The 20,814-nt window shown below is 73.4% G+C and carries 17 protein-coding genes; 4 read left to right on the forward strand and 13 right to left on the reverse strand.

From position 1 onward, the window contains the following. Positions 1-8 precede the first annotated feature (8 nt). The 10 genes from AMK19_RS14610 to rsmH form a co-directional block, all read right to left on the reverse strand. Entirely contained in the window at positions 9-782 is a 774-nt protein-coding gene (locus tag AMK19_RS14610; RefSeq protein WP_073811789.1) for a cell division protein FtsQ/DivIB, read from the reverse strand. Beyond that, the gene (murG, locus tag AMK19_RS14615; RefSeq protein WP_073811790.1) at positions 775-1,881 is read right to left on the reverse strand and encodes an undecaprenyldiphospho-muramoylpentapeptide beta-N-acetylglucosaminyltransferase; all 1,107 of its coding nucleotides are present in this window, start codon (positions 1,879-1,881) and stop codon (positions 775-777) included. Before murG ends, AMK19_RS14610 begins: the two co-directional genes overlap by 8 nt. Before the next feature lie 6 nt (positions 1,882-1,887). Next, positions 1,888-3,243 carry a putative lipid II flippase FtsW gene (gene ftsW / locus AMK19_RS14620; protein ID WP_073811792.1) on the reverse strand — a complete coding sequence of 452 codons (1,356 nt, stop codon included), beginning with the start codon at positions 3,241-3,243 and terminating at the stop codon, positions 1,888-1,890. A gap of 154 nt (positions 3,244-3,397) precedes the next feature. Further along, positions 3,398-4,834, reverse strand: coding sequence for a UDP-N-acetylmuramoyl-L-alanine--D-glutamate ligase (gene murD, locus AMK19_RS14625; RefSeq protein WP_198953326.1), 1,437 nt, complete (start codon positions 4,832-4,834; stop codon positions 3,398-3,400). Further along, a complete protein-coding gene (mraY, locus tag AMK19_RS14630) occupies positions 4,819-5,880 on the reverse strand; it encodes a phospho-N-acetylmuramoyl-pentapeptide-transferase (RefSeq protein WP_073811795.1) in 1,062 nt (353 codons plus the stop codon). Before mraY ends, murD begins: the two co-directional genes overlap by 16 nt. After that, a complete protein-coding gene (locus tag AMK19_RS14635; RefSeq protein WP_073811797.1) occupies positions 5,877-7,280 on the reverse strand; it encodes a UDP-N-acetylmuramoyl-tripeptide--D-alanyl-D-alanine ligase in 1,404 nt (467 codons plus the stop codon). The genes mraY and AMK19_RS14635 overlap by 4 nt, the downstream gene beginning before the upstream one ends. Beyond that, on the reverse strand, positions 7,277-8,968 hold the full coding sequence (locus AMK19_RS14640; protein ID WP_143200219.1) for a UDP-N-acetylmuramoyl-L-alanyl-D-glutamate--2,6-diaminopimelate ligase: 1,692 nt from the start codon (positions 8,966-8,968) through the stop codon (positions 7,277-7,279). Before AMK19_RS14640 ends, AMK19_RS14635 begins: the two co-directional genes overlap by 4 nt. A gap of 121 nt (positions 8,969-9,089) precedes the next feature. Further along, entirely contained in the window at positions 9,090-11,216 is a 2,127-nt protein-coding gene (locus AMK19_RS14645) for a peptidoglycan D,D-transpeptidase FtsI family protein (protein WP_073811798.1), read from the reverse strand. Further along, the gene (locus tag AMK19_RS14650) at positions 11,213-11,665 is read right to left on the reverse strand and encodes an FtsB family cell division protein (protein WP_338015788.1); all 453 of its coding nucleotides are present in this window, start codon (positions 11,663-11,665) and stop codon (positions 11,213-11,215) included. The genes AMK19_RS14645 and AMK19_RS14650 overlap by 4 nt, the downstream gene beginning before the upstream one ends. A gap of 124 nt (positions 11,666-11,789) precedes the next feature. Further along, positions 11,790-12,758 carry a 16S rRNA (cytosine(1402)-N(4))-methyltransferase RsmH gene (rsmH, locus tag AMK19_RS14655; RefSeq protein ID WP_073811801.1) on the reverse strand — a complete coding sequence of 323 codons (969 nt, stop codon included), beginning with the start codon at positions 12,756-12,758 and terminating at the stop codon, positions 11,790-11,792. Positions 12,759-13,250: 492 nt separating this feature from the next. On the opposite strand from rsmH, the gene AMK19_RS14660 reads away from it, so the two are divergent. The 4 genes from AMK19_RS14660 (at position 13,251) to AMK19_RS14675 (ending at position 18,682) form a co-directional block, all read left to right on the forward strand. After that, entirely contained in the window at positions 13,251-13,766 is a 516-nt protein-coding gene (locus tag AMK19_RS14660) for a beta-class carbonic anhydrase (RefSeq protein WP_073811803.1), read from the forward strand. A 161-nt stretch (positions 13,767-13,927) separates the two neighbouring features. Next, positions 13,928-14,947, forward strand: a complete 1,020-nt coding sequence (locus AMK19_RS14665) for an AAA family ATPase (protein ID WP_073811804.1) — start codon at positions 13,928-13,930, stop codon at positions 14,945-14,947. Between the two features lies 1 nt (position 14,948). Next, a complete protein-coding gene (locus tag AMK19_RS14670) occupies positions 14,949-16,268 on the forward strand; it encodes a DUF58 domain-containing protein (protein ID WP_073811806.1) in 1,320 nt (439 codons plus the stop codon). Further along, complete coding sequence (locus tag AMK19_RS14675; RefSeq protein WP_073811807.1) at positions 16,265-18,682, forward strand: DUF3488 and transglutaminase-like domain-containing protein; 2,418 nt, start codon at positions 16,265-16,267, stop codon at positions 18,680-18,682. Before AMK19_RS14670 ends, AMK19_RS14675 begins: the two co-directional genes overlap by 4 nt. Positions 18,683-18,809: 127 nt before the next feature. Here the strand turns inward: AMK19_RS14675 and AMK19_RS14680 are convergent, their stop codons facing one another. The 3 genes from AMK19_RS14680 to AMK19_RS14690 form a co-directional block, all read right to left on the reverse strand. Continuing rightward, entirely contained in the window at positions 18,810-19,193 is a 384-nt protein-coding gene (locus tag AMK19_RS14680) for a DUF3040 domain-containing protein (protein ID WP_073811809.1), read from the reverse strand. 239 nt (positions 19,194-19,432) lie between these two features. Next, on the reverse strand, positions 19,433-20,185 hold the full coding sequence (locus AMK19_RS14685) for a methyltransferase domain-containing protein (RefSeq protein ID WP_073811811.1): 753 nt from the start codon (positions 20,183-20,185) through the stop codon (positions 19,433-19,435). Between the two features lie 92 nt (positions 20,186-20,277). Further along, entirely contained in the window at positions 20,278-20,763 is a 486-nt protein-coding gene (locus tag AMK19_RS14690) for an SAV_6107 family HEPN domain-containing protein (protein WP_073811812.1), read from the reverse strand. Between the last annotated feature and the right edge of the window lie 51 nt (positions 20,764-20,814).

A 20,814-nucleotide genomic window follows, 5' to 3' on the forward strand; every position in this document is an offset into this window, starting at 1 on the left:
TTACCGGATCAGCCGGACACCGCCGGGGCATCCGGCGCACTCACGTCGTAATTCGATGCCTTCCGGCCGAGCAGGGCCGTCAACACCCGGGCCTTGCGCGGGGTCTCCTCGGCGCTGCCCCAGCGGACTGTTGCGCCGGAGGCGAGTTGGAGCCGGATGTCGTCGTAGGAGTAGACCGTGAGCGAACCGGCCTGCTTGGCCACGTCCGGGGGGAGGCCGGCGGCCACGGTGATGGCCGAACGGACCAGGGTGGGACGGTCGATGACGGAGAGCGCGTCGTTCGCGGGCTCGCCGAGTTGGAGCCCGACCACGGGGACGCCGGACGGGGGCTGCGCGTCCGTCGCGAACTCCACGCCCTCGGCGTCGACCTGGACGAAACGGCCGTCGTCGGCACGGATCGCGGCCACCGGCTGACGCTCGGTCACCTTCACCCGCAGGGTGTGCGGCCAGCCGCGCCAGACCTCGACCCGGGCCACCCTGGGCACCTTGCCCACGAGTTGCTGGGCCCGGTCCAGGTCCACCCGGGCCAGCGGGCCGCGGGCGGTGGAGCCGAGCGCCCGCTCGACCTCGTCCTGGCTCAACTTCCCGGAATCCAGGCCCTGGACCGCGACCTTGCGGACGTCCAGGGCGGAGGAGAAGAACACCGTCCAGCCGAGCGCGCCGAGCACCAGGGCGCCCAGCACCGCCAGCACCAGCACGCCCCGGCGGGACAGTCGGAGCCGGGGCGGACGGGTCTCGTCGCCGTCCTCCCCTAGCTCCTCCTCGTAATCCTCGTCAGCCACGACGGCGGCCGCCGCGGGCAGCCTCGATCGCCTCGTACACCATCTGCACCAGCAGGTCGTCGGCGTCCCGGCGGCCGAACTCGGCGGCGGAGCGCGACATCTCCCACAGCTTCGCCGGGTCGGTGAGCACCGGCAGCACGTTCTTCAGCACCCAGTCCGGGGTCAGCTCGGCGTCGTCCACCAGCAGACCGCCGCCGGCCTTCACCATCGGCTGGGCGTTCAGACGCTGCTCGCCGTTGCCGATCGGCAGCGGCACGAACGCGGCCGGCAGGCCCACCGCGGCCAGCTCGGCGACGGTCATCGCGCCGGCCCGGCAGAGCATCATGTCGGCGGCCGCGTACGCCAGGTCCATCCGGTCCAGGTACGGCACCGCGCGGTACGGCGGCATGCCCGGGATGTCGTCGATGGTCGGCAGCTCGTTCTTCGGGCCGACCGCGTGCAGGATCTGCACGCCGTACTGCTGGAGCCGGGGCGCGATCGTCTGCACCGTCTCGTTCAGCCGGCGGGCGCCCTGCGAGCCGCCGGACACCAGCAGGGTGGGCAGTCGCTGGTCCAGGCCGAAGTGGTGCCGGGCCTCCGGGCGGACGGTGCCGCGGTCCAGGGTGGCGATGGTCCGGCGCAGCGGGATGCCGATGTAGCGGGAGTCGCGCAGCTTGGAGTCCGGGGTGGAGACCGCCACGAAGTCGCTGTAGCGGGCGCCGATCTTGTTGGCCAGGCCGGGGCGGGCGTTGGCCTCGTGCACCACGATCGGCACACCGGCCCGCTTGGCCGCCAGGTAGGCGGGCATCGCGACGTAGCCGCCGAAGCCGACCACCGCATCGGCGTTGACCCGCTCGATGATCTCCTGGGCGGCCCGCACGGTGCCGCGCAGCCGGCCCGGGACGGTGATCAGTTCGGGGGTGGGCTTGCGGGGCAGCGGCACGGCCGGGATCAGGGCCAGCTCGTAGCCGCGCTCCGGGACCAGCCGGGTCTCCAGGCCGCGCTCGGTGCCGAGGGCGGTGATCCCGACGGACGGATCATGCCTGCGCAGCGCGTCCGCGAGCGCCATGGCCGGCTCGATGTGACCGGCGGTCCCGCCGCCGGCGAGTACGACATGCACCGAAATTCACCGCTCCCTGCGCGACGACCCGGGGGCCTTGCGCGCTGTGGTTCTCCTACCTGGCAGCACCCGGCCCAGGACGGACCCGAACCGGGAGTTGGCCCCTTTACGCCATCGGCGGGGCCGGGCAGCCAGCGCTGCCTTCGCCTCCGGGGTGCTGCGCGCGAAGCACAGCAGCAGCCCGATGGCGCACATGGCCGACAGCATCGCGGACCCACCGTACGAGAACAACGGCAGCGGGACGCCCGCGATGGGCAGGAGTCCCAGCGCCGACCCCAGGTTGACCACGGCCTGAGCCATGATCCACGTGGTGGCGGCGCCCGCCGCGTACCGGACGAACGGGTCCGTGGTGCCGAGAGCCACACGGATACCCGCGTAGCCTAGTGCCGCGAAGAGTGCGAGCACCGACAGCGTCCCCACCAGGCCGAGTTCCTCGCCGGTGGCGGCGAAGATGAAGTCGGTGTGCGCCTCGGGGAGTTGCCCCCATTTCTCGACGCCCGCACCGAGTCCGGATCCGAACGGTCCGCCCGCGGCCAGCGCGTACAGTCCGTGCAGGGCCTGGAAGCAGTCGAGGTTCGGGTCCGGCTTGGTGACGCCGACGCACGCCAGCCGGCCGAGGCGGTGCGGCACCGTGATGATCAGCGCGGTGCACGCGACCACCGCGATGCCCAGGGTGGCGGCGAACAGCCGCAGCGGCGCGCCGACCATCCACAGCAGGCCGAAGAGCATCGCGACCAGCACCATCGTGGTGCCCATGTCGCCGCCCAGCATGATCAGCATCATCAGCACGACGGTGCCGGGCACCAGCGGCACCAGCAGGTGCTTCCACTGGTTGAGCATGTGGGTGCGCTGCTTGCGGGCCAGCAGGTCGGCGGCCCACAGCAGCAGCGCGAGCTTGGCGAACTCGGACGGCTGGATCTGGAAGAACCCCAGGCTGATCCAGTTCCGGTTGCCGTTGATCCGCACCCCGATGCCGGGGACGGCGACCAGCACCAGCGCGGCCACCACCCCGAACAGCAGCGGGTACGCGGCCTTCCGCACCACCTTGACCGGCGCCCGGGTGAGCACGACGGCGATCGCCCCGCCCAACAGCAGCGCGATCAGCTGCTTGCGGAAGAAGAACGTCATCGGCAGCCCGTAGTCCACCACCACGCTCTGCGAGGCGGAGAACACCATCACCAGCCCGAGCACCACCAGCAGCAGCGCCGAACCGAGGATCAGGTAATACGGGGTCAGCGGACGGGCCATCAAGTACCCGAACCGCTCACGCGCTGCGCGCAGCCGCGCGACCGGACCCTCGGACTTGAAGGTGGTCGTGGTCGCCGAGACCAGTCGCAGACGCGGCTTCTCGCTGGGCGGCACGTCCGTCTCCTCGTCATTCGGGGCGCGGGGAACTGCGCGAGCAACCGAGCGCACGTCAGCAAGGTCGCAATCACGTGCAGGTCATTGTCCCGCATCGCGATCTTGCGGTTGGGCGCCTTCCGCTTCGCGCAGTTCCTCGCGCCCCTGGGTTTCCCTACAGCGCTCGAACGGCTGCGGCGAACATGTCCCCGCGCTCGCCGTAGTTGGTGAACATGTCCATCGACGCGCAGGCCGGTGCCAGCAGGACGGTGTCGCCCTTCTGTGCGGCGGAAGCCGCCACGCGGACGATCTCGGTCATCGCCTCCGCGCCAGTCTTCCCCGGCGCGGGTTCGAACACCGGGACTTCCGGGGCGTGTCGCGCGAGCGCCTCGCGGATCAGCTGTCGGTCCTGGCCGATCAGGACGGCCGCGCGCAGCCGCGGGGCCGCGTCGGCGACGAGTTCGTCGAAGGTCGCGCCCTTGGCGAGGCCGCCGGCGATCCACACCACGGGCCGGAACGCGGCCAGCGAGGCCGCGGTCGCGTGGGTGTTGGTGGCCTTGGAGTCGTCGACGTAGGTCACGCCGTCGATCTCGGCGACGTGCGCGATCCGGTGGGCGTCGGGCGTGAAGGCCCGCAGCCCGTCGCGGACGGCCTTGGCGTCCACGCCGTAGGCCCGCGCGAGGGCCGCCGCGGCGAGGGCGTTGGCGATGTTGTGCGGGGCCGGCGAGGAGATGTCGGCGACGGCGCCGATCTCGGCGGCGGCGCGGTCCCGGTCGGGGACGAAGGCGCGGTCGACGAGCAGGCCGTCCACGACGCCGAGGTTGGAGACGGTGGGGGCGTCGAGGCCGAAGCCGATGGCCCGGCAGCCCTCTTCGACGTCGGCCTCGCGGACCAGCGCCTCGGTGGCGGGGTCGGCCAGGTTGTAGACGCAGGCGACCTGGTTGCCTTCGAAGATCCGGCCCTTGTCGGCGGCGTAGGCGTCCATCGAGCCGTGCCAGTCGAGGTGGTCGGGGGCCAGGTTGAGCACGGCACCGGAGTGCACGCGCAGCGAGGGCGCCCAGTGCAGCTGGTAGCTGGAGAGCTCGACGGCGAGGACGTCGTAGGGCTCCTCGGCGAGGACCGCGTCCAGGACGGAGACGCCGACGTTGCCGACGGCGGCGGTGCGCTTGCCGGCGGCGGTCAGGATGGACGCCAGCATCTGGACGGTGGTGGTCTTGCCGTTGGTGCCGGTGACGGCCAGCCAGGGGGCCGGCTCGCCGGTGGCGGGGTGCGGGGCACGCAGCCGCCAGGCGAGTTCGACGTCGCCCCAGACCGGGACGCCGGCCTGCTCGGCGGCGGCGAACAGCGGGCTGTCGGGGGCCCAGCCGGGCGAGGTGACGATCAGCCGGGTGCCCTCGGGCAGGCTCGCGCCGTCGCCCAGGCGGACGGTGACGCCCTGCTCGGTGAGGGCGGCGGCCTTGGCCTCCAGCGCGGGGCCGGTGCCGCCGTCCACGACGGTGACGGCCGCGCCGAGTCCGTGCAGGACCCGGGCGGCGCTGATCCCGGAGAGGCCGAGTCCCGCGACGACGACCGGCAGGCCGGCCCACTCCGGGTTGTTCATCCGGTCACCCATCCCGCGTAGAAGAGTCCGAGTCCGACGGCGACGCACAGGCCTTGGATGATCCAGAACCGGACCACGATCAGGACTTCGCTCCAGCCCTTGAGTTCGAAGTGGTGCTGGAGTGGCGCCATCTTGAAAACGCGCTTGCCGGTCATCCGGAACGAGCCGACCTGGATGATCACCGAAAGGGTGATGATCACGAACAGGCCGCCGAGGACGGCGAGGAGCAGCTCGGTGCGGGAGACGATGGCGAGGCCCGCCAGCGCGCCGCCGAGGGCGAGCGAGCCGGTGTCGCCCATGAAGATCTTGGCGGGCGAGGTGTTCCACCACAGGAAGCCGAAGCAGGAGCCCATCAGGGCGGCGGCGACCACGGCGAGGTCCAGCGGGTCACGGACGTCGTAGCAGGACGCGGTGGCCTTGATCGCGTAGGCGCAGTTCTGGGTGTGCTCCCACAGGCCGATGAAGGTGTAGGCGCCGAAGACCATCACCGAGGCGCCGGTGGCGAGGCCGTCCAGACCGTCCGTCAGGTTCACGCCGTTCGACATCGCGGCGATCATGAAGTAGGCGAAGAGGACGAACAGCACCGGGCCGATCGACCACTTGAAGTCCTGCACGAAGGACAGGCTCTTGGAGGCCGGGGTCAGGCCGCGGCTGTCCTGGAACTGGAGCGCCAGGACGGCGAAGGCGAGCGCGACGAAGGACTGGCCGAGCAGCTTCGCCTTGGCACGCAGGCCCAGCGAGCGGCGCTTGACCACCTTGATGTAGTCGTCCAGGAAGCCGACCAGGCCCAGACCGGTGGTCAGGAACAGCACCAGCAGGCCGGAGGCGGTGGGCGACTCGCCCGTTATCGCCTTGGTGGCGAAGTAGGCGATCAGGGTGGCAAGGATGAAGGCGATGCCGCCCATGGTGGGCGTGCCCTTCTTGCTGTGGTGCGCCTTGGGGCCGTCGTCGCGGATGTACTGGCCGTAGCCGTGCCGGGCGAGCACCTTGATCAGGGCGGGGGTGCCGAGCAGGGTCAGCACCAGACCGATCAGGCCGGAGAAGAGGATCTGCTTCACTTCGCGGCACCGTCCGCGAGCAGCGCCTCGGCGACCTTTTCGAGGCCGACCGAACGGGATGCCTTCACCAGGACCACATCCCCAGGCCGCACCTGACTGCGCAGCAGCTCGATCGCCGCGTCCGCGTCGGACACCAGCACCGACTCCTCACCCCACGAACCTTCGTTCCTCGCGCCCAGTTCCATCCGGGCCGCCTCGCGTCCGCCGACCGCCACCAGCTTGGTGATGTCGAGCCGGACGGCGAGCCGCCCGATGGTGTCGTGCTCGTCGAGGCTGTCCTCGCCGAGCTCCCGCATCTCGCCGAGCACCGCCCAGGTACGGCGGCGCTCCGGGCCCCTGCCCGCCATCGTCGCCAGAGCCCGCAGCGCGGCCCGCATGGACTCCGGGTTCGCGTTGTAGGCGTCGTTGACGACTGTCAGGCCATCGGCCCGGTCGACCACCTCCATGCGCCAACGGGACAGCGCACCGGCTTCGCCGAGTGCCTCGGCGACGCGGTCGACGGGCATCCCGAGCTCCACCGCCACCGCGGCGGCGGCGAGGGCGTTCGAGACGTGGTGCTCACCGTACAGGCGCAGCTGCACGGGTGCGGAACCGGCCGGGGTGCTGAGCGTGAACTGTGGCCGTCCGGTGGCGTCCAGGCGAACATCCGTGGCTCGGACGTGGGCGTCCGAGGACTCCCCGAACAACACCACCCGGGCCTTGGTGCGGCTGCTCATGGCGCGCACCAGCGGGTCGTCGGCGTTCAGCACGGCGACGCCGTCGGCGGAGAGCGCCTCGACCATCTCGCCCTTGGCGGCGGCGATGCCCTCCTTGGAGCCGAACTCGCCGAGGTGGGCGGTGCCGATGTTCAGCACCAGGCCGACGGTGGGCGGGGTGATGCCGGTCAGGTACTCGATGTCGCCCTTGTGCCGGGCGCCCATCTCCATCACCAGGTGACGGGTGGTGGGGGCGACCTGGAGGGCGGTCAGCGGGTGGCCGATCTCGTTGTTGTGCGAGCCGGCCGGGAAGACCGTTTCGCCGTGCTTGGCCAGCAGTTGGCCGATCAGGTCCTTGGTGGAGGTCTTGCCGGCCGAGCCGGTGAGGCCGACGATCCGCACATCGGTCGCACGGGCGACGACGGCGCGGGCGAGCCGGCCGAGGGCGACGACCACGTCGTCGACCAGGATCGCGGGCACGCCGACCGGGCGGGTGGCGAGCACCGCGACGGCGCCGTCGGCGACCGCCTTGGCGGCGAAGTCATGGCCGTCGACGCGTTCGCCGAGCACGCACACGAACAGGCCGCCGGCCTCGATCTGCCGGTTGTCGGTGACCACCGCGCCGGTGATCAGCGCGTCCGGGTCGGCCGCGTCCAGGGTGCCGTCGACCGCCTTCGCGGCCTCGGCCAGGGTCAGAGCGATCACCGGTCCACCTCCCCCTTGTTCGCCCGCTCGCCTCCGGACGCTCCTGACCCGGCGTCGACGCTCCTCACTCCGGCACTCCTTCGTCGCTTGTCGTTCGTCGCTCTCGCCCCGACAACCAGCGGCTCCGCCGCGGGCGGCGCGTCCTTCGGCTCGGCGGCGGCCAGTTGCTCCATCGCGCCCCGCAATACCTCGCGGTCGTCGAACGGGCGGACCTCGCCCTTCACGTACTGCCCGAGTTCGTGGCCCTTGCCGGCCACCAGCACGGTGTCCCCCGCGTGCGCCCGGGCGACGGCCAGCGCGATCGCCTCGGCGCGGTCGGGGACGGCGAGCACCTCGCCGCGCTCGTCCTCGGGCACCTCGGTGGCGCCGACGAGCATGGTGGCGAGGATCGCCAGCGCGTCCTCGGAGCGCGGGTTGTCGCTGGTGAGGACGGCGGTGTCGGCGAGCCGCGCGGCGATCGCGCCCATCGGCCCGCGCTTGTACGGGTCGCGGTCGCCGCCGCAGCCGACGACGACGTGCAGCCGGCCCTTGGTGACCTCGCGCAGTGAGGCGAGCACGGCGCTGAGCGCGTCCGGCTTGTGCGCGTAGTCGACGACGGCGACGAACGCCTGTCCGGCGTCGACCTTCTCCAGTCGGCCGGGCACGCCGGGGACCTGCGCCACTCCGGTGACCGCGGCGTCCAGGTCGATGCCGGCGGTGACCAGGGCGGTGATCGCGCCGAGCGCGTTGGCGACGTTGAACGGGCCGGGCAGCGGCACCGAGGCCGCGGCGCGGGCGCCGTCCGGGCCGAGCACGGTGAAGGTGGAGCCCGCCGGGCCGAGCTGGACGTCGACGGCGCGCCAGTCGGCGGCCGGGTCGCCCGCGGCGGAGAAGGTCACCATCGGGATCCGGGCCTCGCCGGCCAGCCGGCGGCCGTAGGAGTCGTCGCGGTTGGCGACGCCGAGCCGGGCCTTGCCGGGCTCGAACAGCCGGGCCTTGGCCCGGTAGTAGTCCTCCATGTCGGGGTGGAAGTCGAGGTGTTCCGGCGTCAGGTTGTTGAACAGCGCGACGTCGTAGGCCACGCCGTCGGTGCGGCCGTACACCAGCGCGTGGCTGGAGACCTCCATGACCACCGAGTCGGCGCCGGACTCGTGCATCACGGCGAGCACCGCGTGCAGGTCGGTGGCCTCGGGGGTGGTGCGCTCGGACTTGATCCGCTCCGTGCCGACCCGCATCTCGACGGTGCCGATCACGCCGGGCAGCCGGCCGGCTCCGCACAGGCCGCCCTCGACCAGGTAGGAGGTGGTGGTCTTGCCGTTGGTGCCGGTCAGGCCGATCATCAGCATCCGCTCGGCGGCGGACCCGTAGACCGCCGCGGCAAGCTCGCCCATCACCGCGCGGGGGCTGTCCACCACCAGCAGCGGCACGCCCGCCGCGGCGGCGATCTCCGCGCCGTCGGCGTCGGTGAGCACCGCGACGGCGCCGGAGGCCACCGCGCCGGCGGCGAACGCCGCGCCGTGGTGGTTGGCGCCGGGGAAGGCCACGTACACGTCGCCGGGGCGCACCGCCCGGGAGTCGTGGGTGATGCCGGTGACGGCCGGGCCGTCGAGGGGCGGCAGCCCGAGCAGCCGGGCCGCCTCGGCGAGGGGCAGCGCCGCGGTGCGGCTCGGACGGGGGGGACTCGCGGAGATTTGATCGGATTTCGGCACGGCCGGAAGGCTATCGGCCCCATGCCCCCCGGGGCCAAACCGGGTCCCGTCGGCCGTGACGCTGCTCACATCGCGTCCGTCGGCCGCGGCGCGCCGCGAAGTGTCGGGGGTGTCGCTCATCTCAGGGCTTCCAGTCGACGGGCAGGTTCGGCGCCTCGCTGCCGCTCGGCGGGACCTGGAGGGTCTTCAGGGTGAACTCCATCACCTGCTTGAACACGGGCCCGCACAGCTGCCCGCCGAAGTGCCCGTTGACCGGGGCCTGGATGACGCAGGAGACCGTCACCCGGGGCTGGTCGGCGGGCGCGAAGCCGATGAAGGAGGCGGTGTACCCGGAGTACTTGCCGGTCTTCGGGTCCACCCGGTCGGCGGTGCCGGTCTTGCCGGCCACCCGGTAGCCCGGGATCTGCGCCTTGTTGCCGGTGCCCTGCTCGTCGGTGACGACGGACTCCAGCATCTCGGTCAGCGTCTTCGCGGTCGATTCCGTCACCACCCGGCTCTGCGCGCCGGCCGGCGCGGGCGTGAACCGCCCGTCCGGGCCGGTGGTGCCGGCCAGCAGGCTGGGGGCGACCCGCACGCCGCCGTTGGCGATGGTGGAGAACACCGAGGTGGCCTGCAGGGCGTTCACCGACAGGCCCTGGCCGAACGGGATGGTGTACTGCTGCGAGCCGTTCCAGTCCTCGGGCTTGGCCAGGATGCCGCGGGTCTCGCCGGGGAAGCCGAGGCCGGTGGGCTTGCCGATGCCGAACCGGTCGAGGTACCCGGCGAGCACCTTGTTGGCCTCGGCCTGGGTGGGGCCCAGGTGTTCGGCGGCCTCGATGGTGCCGATGTTGGACGACTTGGCGAGCACGCCGGCCAGCGTCAGGTACCAGGTCTCGTGGTCGATGTCGTCGTGGAAGACCCGGTCGGAGCGCTGCAGCGTGTTGGGCACCGTGACGTGGGTGTCCCAGTTCGCCGCGCCGGTGTCCAGCACCGCCGCCATGGTCATCAGCTTCGCCGTGGAGCCGGGCTCGTAGGCGTCCTGCAGGGCCGGGTTGCCGAGCTGGTCGGCGCGGGCCGAGGACAGGTCGTTCGGGTTGAAGCCCGGGGAGGTGGCCATCGCCAGCACCTGACCGGTCTTCGTGTCCTGGACGACCACGTAGCCCTTCTCCGCCCCGGCGTTGGACACCTGGTCGGTGATGGCGCGCTGCGCGGCCCACTGGATGTCCGGGTCGATCGTCAGCCGCAGGTCGGTGCCGGGCACCGCGTCCTGCCGGTTGCCGCCGGCGGTGGCGACCCGGCGGCCGCCGGCCGAGGCGTAGGTGGAGTAGCCGTTCTCGCCGGCCAGTTGCTGCTGGTACTGGAGTTCCAGGCCGCCGGTGCCGGTGCCCTCGGAGTTGACGAAGCCGACCAGGTTGGCGGCCAGGCCGTTCGCCGGGTAGCTGCGCCGGGTCGACTGCTCCCAGAACACGCCGGCCAGCGGGTTCGCGCAGGCGGTGTCGAGGAACTCCCGGCCGCCCTTCTCGGCGGGCTTGCCGATCAGGTCGCGCTGGATGCGGCAGGCCTTGGTGTCGGTCTGCTTGTTCAGCGAGGACTTCAGGTCGGCGATCTGCGCCTTGGCCTGCGGGGCCTGGCGGGCCGTCAGCAGCGCGTACTGGCTCTTCGGGTTCTTCGCGTTCAGGTGCAGCGCGGCCGCCAGCTTCTCCTGCGGCTGGCCGAGGATCGGCGCGAGCAGCGCCGCGGCCTGCTCGGGCGCGTCCGGCAGGTGGGTCGCCCCGGGGGTGAACATGGTCGGGTCGGCGGTGATGTCGTACGCGTCCACGCTGGTGGCGAGGACGGTGCCGTCGGCGGCGGTGATCGAGCCGCGCTCGGCGGGCAGCGTCACCCGCACGTACTTGTTGGCGCCGGCGCCGGCCGCGAGGGCGTCGGAGTCCAGCAGTTGGAGCTGCACCAGCCGGCCCGCGAAGATCACGAACACCAGGCCGAGACAGGCCGTCACCAGCCGCAGTCGGCGCTTGGGGTCGCCCAGTTTGATGGTCCGCGGCGCGGACGCCGGGCGGCGGGCCGGACCGGACCGGCGGACGTCGGGGCGCGGCCGGGGCCGGACGGCGGAACGGCGGTCCCCGGCGGACGGTCGCGGGCGGGCCGGACGCGGCGGGGTGCCGTCGCCGGAGCGGCGCGGCTCGCCGACCCGGCGGCGCGGTGCGGCGGGTCGGCCGCCGGACGGCGGGGTGCGGCGGGGACGATGGGGGTCGCCGGGCGGGCGGGTCACCGCCGGCCCCCGGGCGGGGCGGACGCGGGCGGCGCGGGGGCCAGGTCGATGCCGGGGTCGCCGGGGTTCGCCGAGGCCGACGGCGAGGGCGAGCCGGACGCGCCGGCGGGGCGCTGCCAGGGCTCGGCGCTGCTGCGCGGCACCGGCGGGTTGTCCTCGGCGGCCTTGGGCTTGCCGGTGACGCCGCCGTCGGTGCCGAGGAAGGCCGGGTCGCCGCCGGGGACCATGCCGAGTTCGCGGGCGCGCTGCTCCAGCGCGTCGGGCGCGGACTGGGCGGCGATCTCCTGCTGCAGGGTCTGCTGCTGGTCGGTGGCCTCGGTGGTCTGCTTCTTCAGCCGGGACAGCGTGAACGCCCCTTCGTTGAGGGCGGTGTTGAGCATCAGCAGGCCGAGCAGCCCGGCCGACAGCAGGGTGACCACCAGCACCGCGAACGGGGTGCGCCCCCGCATCGAGCGCGCCCCGGGCCGGACGGTGATCCGCGCCCTGCCCCCCTGCCCGGGGACGCGCCCCCGGGTCCGCTCGCCGGCCACCGGCACCGCTCCACTCCCCTTCGTTCCTGCTCCCGGCGGTTGGCTACCTCCGGGTCTCCCTGATCCTCTCCGCCACGCGCAGCCGTACGGGCGCGGCGCGCCGGTTCTCCTCGATCTCCTCCTCGGTGGCCAGTTCGGCTCCTCGGGTGAGCAGTTTCAGCCGGGGCTGGAGCTCCTCGGGGATCACCGGCAGGCCCGGCGGGGCGGTGGAGGTGGCCCCGGCCTGGAGGTACTGCTTGACCAGGCGGTCCTCCAGCGACTGGTAGGACATCACGACGATCCGACCGCCCACCGCGAGGGCGTCCAGTGCGCCGGGGATGGCCCGGTCCAGCACCTCCAGTTCGCCGTTGACCTCGATCCGCAGCGCCTGGAAGGTCCGCTTGGCCGGGTTGCCGCCGGTCCGCCGGGTGGCGGCCGGGATGGCACTCCGCACCAACTCCACCAGACGAGCGCTGTTGGTGAACGGTTCCTTCTCGCGTTCGCGCAGCACCGCGGAGGCGATCTTCCCGGCGAACCGCTCCTCGCCGTACACCTTGAGGATCCGCGCCAGGTCGCCGTGGCTGTAGGTGTTCAGGACCTCGGCGGCGGAGATGCCGCGGGTCTGGTCCATCCGCATGTCCAGCGGCGCGTCCTGGGCGTAGGCGAAGCCGCGGTCGGCCTCGTCCAGCTGCATCGAGGACACCCCGAGGTCGAACAGCACGCCCTGCACGGCGGGGATGCCCAGGTCGGCCAGGACCTGCGGGATCTCGTCGTACACCGCGTGCACCAGGGTGGCGCGGTCGCCGAACGGGGCCAGCCGCTCACCGGAGAGCTTCAGCGCCTGCGGGTCGCGGTCGACGGCGACCAGCCGGACGTCGGGGAAGCGGGCCAGCAGCGCCTCGCTGTGGCCGCCGAGGCCCAGGGTGGCGTCCACCACCACTGCGCCGGGTGCGGAGATCGCCGGGGCGAGGGCGTCCAGGCAGCGCTCCAGCATCACCGGGATGTGCCGGGGGGCCGGGCTGTCGGTACTCATAGCGGGCGGGGCCCTTCCTCAGGTGCAGGTGTGGCCCCGCCATTCTCGCCTACCCGGCCGCCCGCTCCGCACGCCGCCCGTGGTCCCCGCCCGCTCGCTCGGGGGAAGGAGCGACCGCCCGGCACCGGGGAAGGTGCGCCAGGTGGGCACGGAGCGGGAGGAGGCCGCAGGCTGCGTACGGGCCGGCCGGCCCGGTGCGGAGTGCGGCCCGGCTCCCGGTTGCCGGGGGCCTTCCGCCGTGCTCCACTGCGCCGCCAGACTATCGTCCACGCCTCGTCAGTCAACGCTCCGCGACAGCGCACCACCCGCCCGGCGGTATCCGTCCGCGCAGGTCGGGCCGGGGGTGCGGGCCCCCGGCCGGGCGGGGCGCGGAGCGCTCGGGGCGCGCCGGTCGAACCGGGTCGAAGCCGTCCGAACGGGGCCGGGGCCCGGCGGGTAAAGGCTTGCGCAGGTGGGCCCCGCGGCCGGCCCGACGCCACTACCGTCGTCGCCATGGCACCTGTTCCCGGCTCCGACCGGCCGTCCGAGACCGACCGCTTCGTGGCGGCCAACCGCTCCTACGCCGAGACCTTCCGGGACGGCGGCATGGACGCCCGCCCGGTGCGCAAGGTCGCCGTGGTGGCCTGCATGGACGCCCGGCTCGACCTGTTCGCCGCACTCGGCCTGGAACTCGGCGACGCGCACATCGTCCGCAACGCGGGCGGCGTCGTCACCGACGACACCATCCGCTCCCTGACCATCAGCCAGCGCGCCCTGGGCACCCGCACCGTGGTGCTGATCCACCACACCGGCTGCGGACTGCTCGGCCTGACCGAGGACTTCCGGCACGAACTGGAGCGCGAGGTCGGCCAGCGCCCGCAGTGGGCGGTGGAGGCCTTCACCGATCTGGACGGCGACGTCCGCCAGTCCATGCAGCGGGTACGCACCTCCCCGTTCCTGCCGCACCGCGACGACGTACGCGGTTTCGTCTTCGACGTGCACACCGGTCTGCTGCGCGAAATCCGCTGAAACCGCCGGGCCCGCGCCCTCGTCCCAAACCGGGACAAGCCTTCGTGTGTCGCCCGGCCGGGTGACTTCTGGCCGGAGGACAGGGAAGAATGCGCCAAGTATTCGGGGTGGGCCGGGCTCGAACCAGCCGCCCGGCGACTGTTGCACATGGGAGCGTACGGGTGACGACCATCAACGGACAGGGCTCGGAGCAGCCGGCCGCGGACCGCTACGACCGCCGGGAGCCGGCCGGTCTGGCGGAGCTGACGGCGGTGGTCGACCGGGTCCGGGCGTCCGTGGAGAGCGTGATCGAGGGCAAGCCGGAGGCCGTCCGGATCGCCCTGACGGTGCTCCTCGCCGAGGGCCACCTGCTGCTGGAGGACGTGCCGGGCGTCGGCAAGACCATGCTCGCCAAGGCGCTGGCCCGCTCGGTGGACTGCACGGTCCGCCGGATCCAGTTCACCCCCGACCTGCTGCCCTCGGACGTCACCGGCACCAACGTCTTCGACCAGCACCAGCGCGACTTCGAGTTCCGGCCCGGCGCGATCTTCGCGCAGATCGTGGTCGGCGACGAGATCAACCGGGCCTCCCCGAAGACCCAGTCGGCGCTGCTGGAGTCGATGGAGGAGCGCCAGGTCACCATCGACGGCACCTCCTACGAACTGCCGTCGCCGTTCATGGTGATCGCCACCCAGAACCCGGTCGAGATGGAGGGCACCTACGCCCTGCCGGAGGCCCAGCGCGACCGCTTCATGGCCCGCATCTCGATCGGCTACCCGAGCCCCGAGGCCGAGTACGCGATGCTCGACCTGCACTCGGCGGCCAACCCGCTGAACGACCTGCGGCCGGTCGCGCACGCCGCCGACCTGCTCAAGCTGATCGACGTGGTCAAGGCCGTGTACGTCTCCGACCCGGTCCGCCGGTACGCCGTCGACCTGGTCTCCGCCACCCGCAGCACCCCCGAACTGCGGCTCGGCGCCTCGCCCCGGGCCACCCTGCACCTGGTCCGCGCGGCCCGCGCGCACGCCGCCCTGGACGGCCGCGACTACGTACTGCCGGACGACATCCAGGCGCTGGCCGTGCCGGTGCTGGCGCACCGCCTGCTGCCCACCTCGGAGACCCAGCTGAGCCGCCGCACGGTGGAGAACGTGGTGCTCGACCTGGTGTCCCGACTGCCCCTCCCGCGTCCGCAGGGCCGCTGAGGTGGCGGGCCCCGCCCGGCCCTCCGGGCTGCGCGCCGCCCTGCAGGGGCTCACCACCCGGGGGCGTTCCTTCCTGGCCGCCGGCCTGACCGCCGCGCTCTGCGCGTACCTGTTCGGCCAGAGCTCGCTGGTCCAGGTCGGCGTGCTGCTGGCGGTGCTGCCGCTGGCCTCCGCGCTGCTGCTGGTCCGCACCCGCTACCGGGTCGCCTCCGGCCGCCGGCTCAGCCCGCAGCGCGCCGCGGCCGGCCAGGAGGCCCGGGTGCACCTGCGGCTGGACAACGTCTCCCGGGTGCCCACCGGCCTGCTGCTGCTGGAGGACAAGGTCCCGTACGTGCTGGGGCCGCGTCCGCGCTTCGTGCTGGACCGGGTCGAGCCGCGCGGCTTCCGCGAGGTCTCCTACCGGGTCCGCTCCGACCTGCGCGGCCGCTACCCGCTCGGCCCGCTGCAGCTGCGGCTGTCCGACCCGTTCGGGATGTGCGAGCTGACCCGCTCGTTCAGCGCCGCCGACGTGCTCACCGTCGTGCCGCAGGTCCAGAGCCTGCCGCCGGTGCGGCTGCCCGGCGAGTCCGCCGGGCAGGGCGAGTCCAACGCGCACGCGCTGGCGCTGGCCGGCGACGACGACGTGATCCCGCGCGAGTACCGGCACGGCGACGACCTGCGCCGGGTGCACTGGAAGTCCACCGCCCGCTACGGCGAGCTGATGGTCCGCCGCGAGGAGCAGCCGCTCCGGGCCCGCGCCACCGTGCTGCTGGACACCCGGGAGACGGCGCACCGCGGCTCCGGCCCGGCGTCCTCGTTCGAGTGGGCGGTGTCCGCCGCCGCCTCGATCTCCGTCGACCTGGTGCAGCGCGGCTACCAGACCCGGCTGCTCACCGACACCGGCCGCGCGCACCCGCAGCACGGCAGCACCAACACCACCAACGCCGAGACCGTCGGCGTCCTGCTGGACGCCCTCGCCGTGGTCGAGCACTCCGACGGCGGCGGCCTGGCCCGCGCCGAGGAGGTGCTGCGCCTGGGCGGCGAGGGCCTGCTGGTGGCGATCGTCGGCGACCTCGACGACGAGCAGCTCGAACGCCTCACCAGGCTGCGCCGCCGGACCGGCGGCGCGGTCGCCCTGCTGCTGGACACCGGCACCTGGGCGGGCCTGCGGCACCTCTTCCCGGACGCCGCCGACGACCAGGCCGACTCCGCGGTCGGCCGGCTGCGCGAGGCCGGCTGGACCGTCCTCCCGGTGCGGGCCGGCGACTCGCTGCCCGCCCTGTGGCGGGCCGCCGACCGCACCCAGAACTCCGTTCCCTACCGAGACGAGGTCGGCGCGTGACCACCCGGGCCAAGTTGACGCTCTGCGCGGCCCTGGCGACCGCCCTGGCGGCGCTGTCCCTGTCCCCGCTGTTCAAGGACTCCTTCGCGCTGTCCCCGCACGGCCTGCTGATGATCGCCGCCGCGGCCGCCGCCGGCGCGGGCCTGCGCGCCCTGCCGCTGCCCCGCCCGCTGGTGCTGCCGCTCCAGCTGCTCGTGGTGCTGTACGTGCTGATGCTGACCACCGTGCAGTCCTCGATGTACCTCGGCGTGCTGCCCGGCCCGGGCGCGCTGGACGCGGTCTCCTCGCTGCTGGCCGAGGGCGGCAACGACATCCAGGTGTACGCGATCCCGGCGCCCACCACCGACGGCCTGGGGCTGATCGTGGTCGGCTCGGTCTCGCTGGTCGCCGTCCTGGTCGACGCCCTCGCGGTCACCTACCGCCGGGCCGCCGCCGCGGGCCTGCCGCTGCTCGCCCTGTACTCGGTGGGCTGCGGCCTGGCCGGCTCGCCGGGCGGCATGTGGCTGTGGTTCCTGTTCGCCGCGGCCGGCTACCTGGGCCTGCTGTACACCGAGGGCCAGGACCGCCTGACCCGCTGGGGTCGGGTCTTCCACGGCACCGGCCGCTCCGCCGTCGCGCTGTCCAACGGCGGCCGCCGGGTCGGCCTGATCGCGCTGGCCACCGCCGTCCTGCTGCCCGCCGTGCTGTCCACCCTGCTGCCCTCGACCGGCTCCGGCCTGTTCGGCGGCTTCGGCGGCAGCGGCGGCAGCGGGACGGGCTCCGGCGCGGGCGACGAACGCTCGCTCAACCTGGTCGTCGCGCTCACCGCCAACCTGCGCGCCAACGACGACACCGAACTGCTGCGCTTCTCCACCAACGCCACCGACGCCGACCAGCTCTACCTGCGGGTCGCCGCGCTCAGCGAGTTCGACGGCTCGGAGTGGAAGGTCGGCCCGCAGTCCTCCGAGCCGCTGCCCACCACGCTGCCCCTCCCCGAGGGCATGGCCGCCGGCGGCAACTCGGTCCAGACCAACATCAAGCTCTCCGAGAAGCTCGGCACCACCTGGCTGCCGATGCCGTACCCGGTCTCCTGGGTCGAGATGCCCTCCACCGCGAACTGGCGCTTCGACCGGACCAACCGCACCGTCAACGCCGTCAACGGCGAGAAGACCAACGGACTCTCGTACGCCGTCGGCTCGTTCACCGTCAACGCCGACGCCGCGCAGCTGCGGGCGGCCGACCCCGCGCCCGAGGACATCGCCAGGCGCTACCTGGCCCTGCCGAACAACCTGCCCGCCGTCGTCGGCGACACCGCCCGGAAGATCACCCAGGGCGCCACCAACCCGTACGACCAGGCCGTCGCCCTCCAGCAGTACTTCACCAAGGGCGACTTCACCTACAACACCAAGATCGAACCGCGCACCGGGCCGGACGCCATCGCCAAGTTCCTCCAGGACAAGGAGGGCTTCTGCGTGCACTTCGCCGCCACCATGGCCGCGATGTCCCGCTCGCTGGGCATCCCGTCCCGGGTCGCCATCGGCTTCACCCCCGGCACCGGCGACTCCTCCAACCGCATCGTGCGGAGCTCCAACTACCACGCGTGGCCCGAGCTGTACTTCTCCGGCCTCGGCTGGATGCGCTTCGAGCCCACCCCCAACCGGGGTGCCGTCCCGCTGTACACCGTCCCGCAGGCCGCGAAGTCGGCCCAGCCCAGCACCCAGCCGAGCGCCTCGTCCTCCGCCGATCAGCCCACCGCCGGGCCGTCCTCCTCCAGCGCCTGCGGCACTTCGCCGAAGCACCGCCCCGAGGACTGCGCCGACGAGGCCGCGATCATCCAGCACCGGAGCACCGTCACCCCGTGGTGGCAGACCTGGCCCGCGATGCTCGTCGCCGCCGGACTCGTCCTGCTGCTCGCCCTGCTGGCCACCCCCATGCTGCTGCGCAACCGCCTGCGCCGGCGCCGCCTCGGCGCCGGCCGGCACGGACCCGACGCGGCAGGACCCCGGCTCACCGACGAACAGGTGCTCGCCGCCTGGGCCGAACTCGTCGACTCCGCCTGGGACCTGGGCCTGCCCCCGGACGAGGCACGCACCCCCCGGAACGCCGCCCGCCGGCTCGCCGAGGACGCCCACCTCGCCCCCGCCGCCGCCGAGGCCGCCGGCCGGGTCGCGCTCGCCACCGAACGCGTCATGTACGCCCGCGAGTCCGACCCGCCCGCCCAGCTCGGCACCGACGTCCGCACCGCCCGCGAGGGCCTGCTCATCCAGGCCACCCGCGGCCGCCGCCTGCGCGCCCTGCTCCTCCCCGCCTCCACCGTCCGCTTCTGGTGGCGCACCCAGGACCGCGTCACGGCCCTCCGGGAACGCACGGCCGACCGCTCCGCCAAGCTCCGCGAGGCAGTCACCAGGCCCTTCCGCCGGACCCCGAAGGACTAGCAGCCTTCGCGCCCCGCGCCCCGACCGGGGCGCGGGGACCCGCGCGAGGCGGAGGGCCGCACACGGAAAGATCCGCCCGAGGAGGGAACCCTCCTCGGGCGGATCTCATAGTGTCCGGTGCGCCCGTCTACAGCCCGCTCTGCTCATCGCGGCGCCGCTGCCAGCGCTGTTCCATTCGGTCCACGACACCGGTCTTCCGGCGAGGCGCTGACGCCTGCCGTGGACCGTGTCCGGCCGGGCCTGGGCCTCGTCGCCACGCGGTGACCGCGAGGACCGCACAACCCAGCATCACCAGGAACCCGACCACGCTGACCCAGATGACCTGCGCGACCAGGCCGCCCATGAGCAGCGCGACACCTGCGACGAACCCCGCCGCGGCCAGGTAGACCCGCCGACGGGTATGGGTGCGCAGGCCGGTTCCCTCAAGCGCTGACGCGAACTTGGGATCTTCGGCGTACAGCGCTCGCTCCATTTGCTCGAGCAGTCGCTGCTCGTGCTCCGAGAGCGGCACGGAGTCCTCCTACTCGTCGGTCGCGGGGCGACCGGTCCGCCACCCCTGGCTCGGGCCTGTGTGGTCCATATGCCCCACCGGTCTGGCCGTCATGCTTACCGGCTTTACCCAGATCATACGGTCCACAGGCCCTGTTCGGCGTGGTCAATCAGGCGTGGCACGGGCCACCACGTGTGGGACCCGCACCTCTGCAACGAGCGGACCCCCCACTTGGTGCCCCTCGCCGGGCCGGTGGCCGGTCAGACCGCTTCGGCGAGCAGGTGGAGCTGGGTGGCGACGGCGTGGAAGGCGGGCTGCTCGGCGGCGGCCAGTTCCAGCTTGAGCAGGGCGTCGAGCGCACCGGGCTCGGTGTCGACCAGGACGCCGGGGACCAGGTCGGCGAAGACCCGGATGCCGTGCACGGAGGTGACCCGCAGGCCGGCGTCGGTGGCCAGGGTGTCGAGCTGGTCGCCGGTGAAGCGGCGGGGCATCGGGTCGCCCGCGCCCCAGCGGCCGTCGGGGGCGTCCAGCGCGGTGCGGGCGTCGGTGAACTGGCCGGCCACCGCGCGGGCCAGCACGGCGCCGTTGCGGTTCGCGGCGAGCAGGCTGACCAGGCCGCCCTTGCCGAGCGCGCCGACCAGGTGGCCGAGCGCCTCGGCCGGGTCGTCCACGACCTCCAGGACGCCGTGGCAGAGCACCGCGTCGACCGAGCCGGCCGGGACCAGCTCGGGCAGCGTCTGGGTGTCGCCCTGGACGGCGCGCACCAGGTCGGTGACCCCGGCCTCGGCGGCCCGCCGCTCCAGCGCGAACAGCGCGTCGGGGCTGGGGTCGACGACGGTGACGCGGTGGCCCAGCTTGGCGACCGGCACCGCGAAGTTGCCGGTGCCGCCGCCGGTGTCGACGACCTCCAGGACCGGCCGTCCGAGCTCGGCGGAGCGCCGTTCCAGCGCCGACCGCAGCACCTCCCACACCACGGCGGTACGCAGCGCACTGCGGGGACGAGTCGGATACAAGGCGGCACCCCTCTAGGCAGGTCTTCCACGGCGGGAACGCCCTTACCCTATCCGGCCGGACGGGGCGGGCCCCGTCCGGCGCGGTGCCGTGCTCAGGGATGCAGGGCCAGCATCCGTTCCACGATGCGCAGGTAGAGGGCGGTGTTGCGGATCAGGTCGTCCGCGTCGCGCTCCCCGGCGGCGCCGGCGATGCCCGCCTCGGCGGCGGCGCGACGGCGGGCGCCGGCCGCGAAGTAGGCGGCCCACTCGGTGAGTTCGGGAGCGACCTCGGAGAGCAGCTCCCAGGCGGGACGGATCGCGTGACGGCGGCGCGGGTTGCGTTCGGGGCGGCCTCTGACGGCGAGCACGGCGGCGGTGGCGCGCAGCGCGGCGAGGTGGGCGGTGGCGTAGCGCTCAAGCGGATCCTGCCTGCTGCGGGCGAACACCAGGGTGCGGTGGGCGTGGCGGAGCAGCTCCAACGCGGCAGGTGAGGCGGGAACCCGCCGCAGCACCGGGTGGACGTCTGCTCCGCGCGCAGCGGGAAGGGTGGGTTGATCGACGGCAGGGCGGGCGACAGGCTCAGGACGACTGATGGTCATGGGTCTCCCCCGTTCACTCCGGACCTTGCCCGGGCCGGTCGGCCCGCGCAT

Source organism: Kitasatospora sp. CB01950, from assembly GCF_001905465.1.
Classification (GTDB): domain Bacteria; phylum Actinomycetota; class Actinomycetes; order Streptomycetales; family Streptomycetaceae; genus Kitasatospora.

Bases quoted from the DNA above. Each gene is read 5' to 3' on its own strand.
- AMK19_RS14690 (WP_073811812.1), bottom strand. From the start codon at position 20,763: ATGACCATCAGTCGTCCTGAGCCTGTCGCCCGCCCTGCCGTCGATCAA.
- rsmH (WP_073811801.1), bottom strand. From the start codon at position 12,758: ATGAGTACCGACAGCCCGGCCCCCCGGCACATCCCGGTGATGCTGGAG.
- AMK19_RS14660 (WP_073811803.1), top strand. From the start codon at position 13,251: ATGGCACCTGTTCCCGGCTCCGACCGGCCGTCCGAGACCGACCGCTTC.
- AMK19_RS14650 (WP_338015788.1), bottom strand. From the start codon at position 11,665: ATGCGGGGGCGCACCCCGTTCGCGGTGCTGGTGGTCACCCTGCTGTCG.
- murD (WP_198953326.1), bottom strand. From the start codon at position 4,834: ATGGGTGACCGGATGAACAACCCGGAGTGGGCCGGCCTGCCGGTCGTC.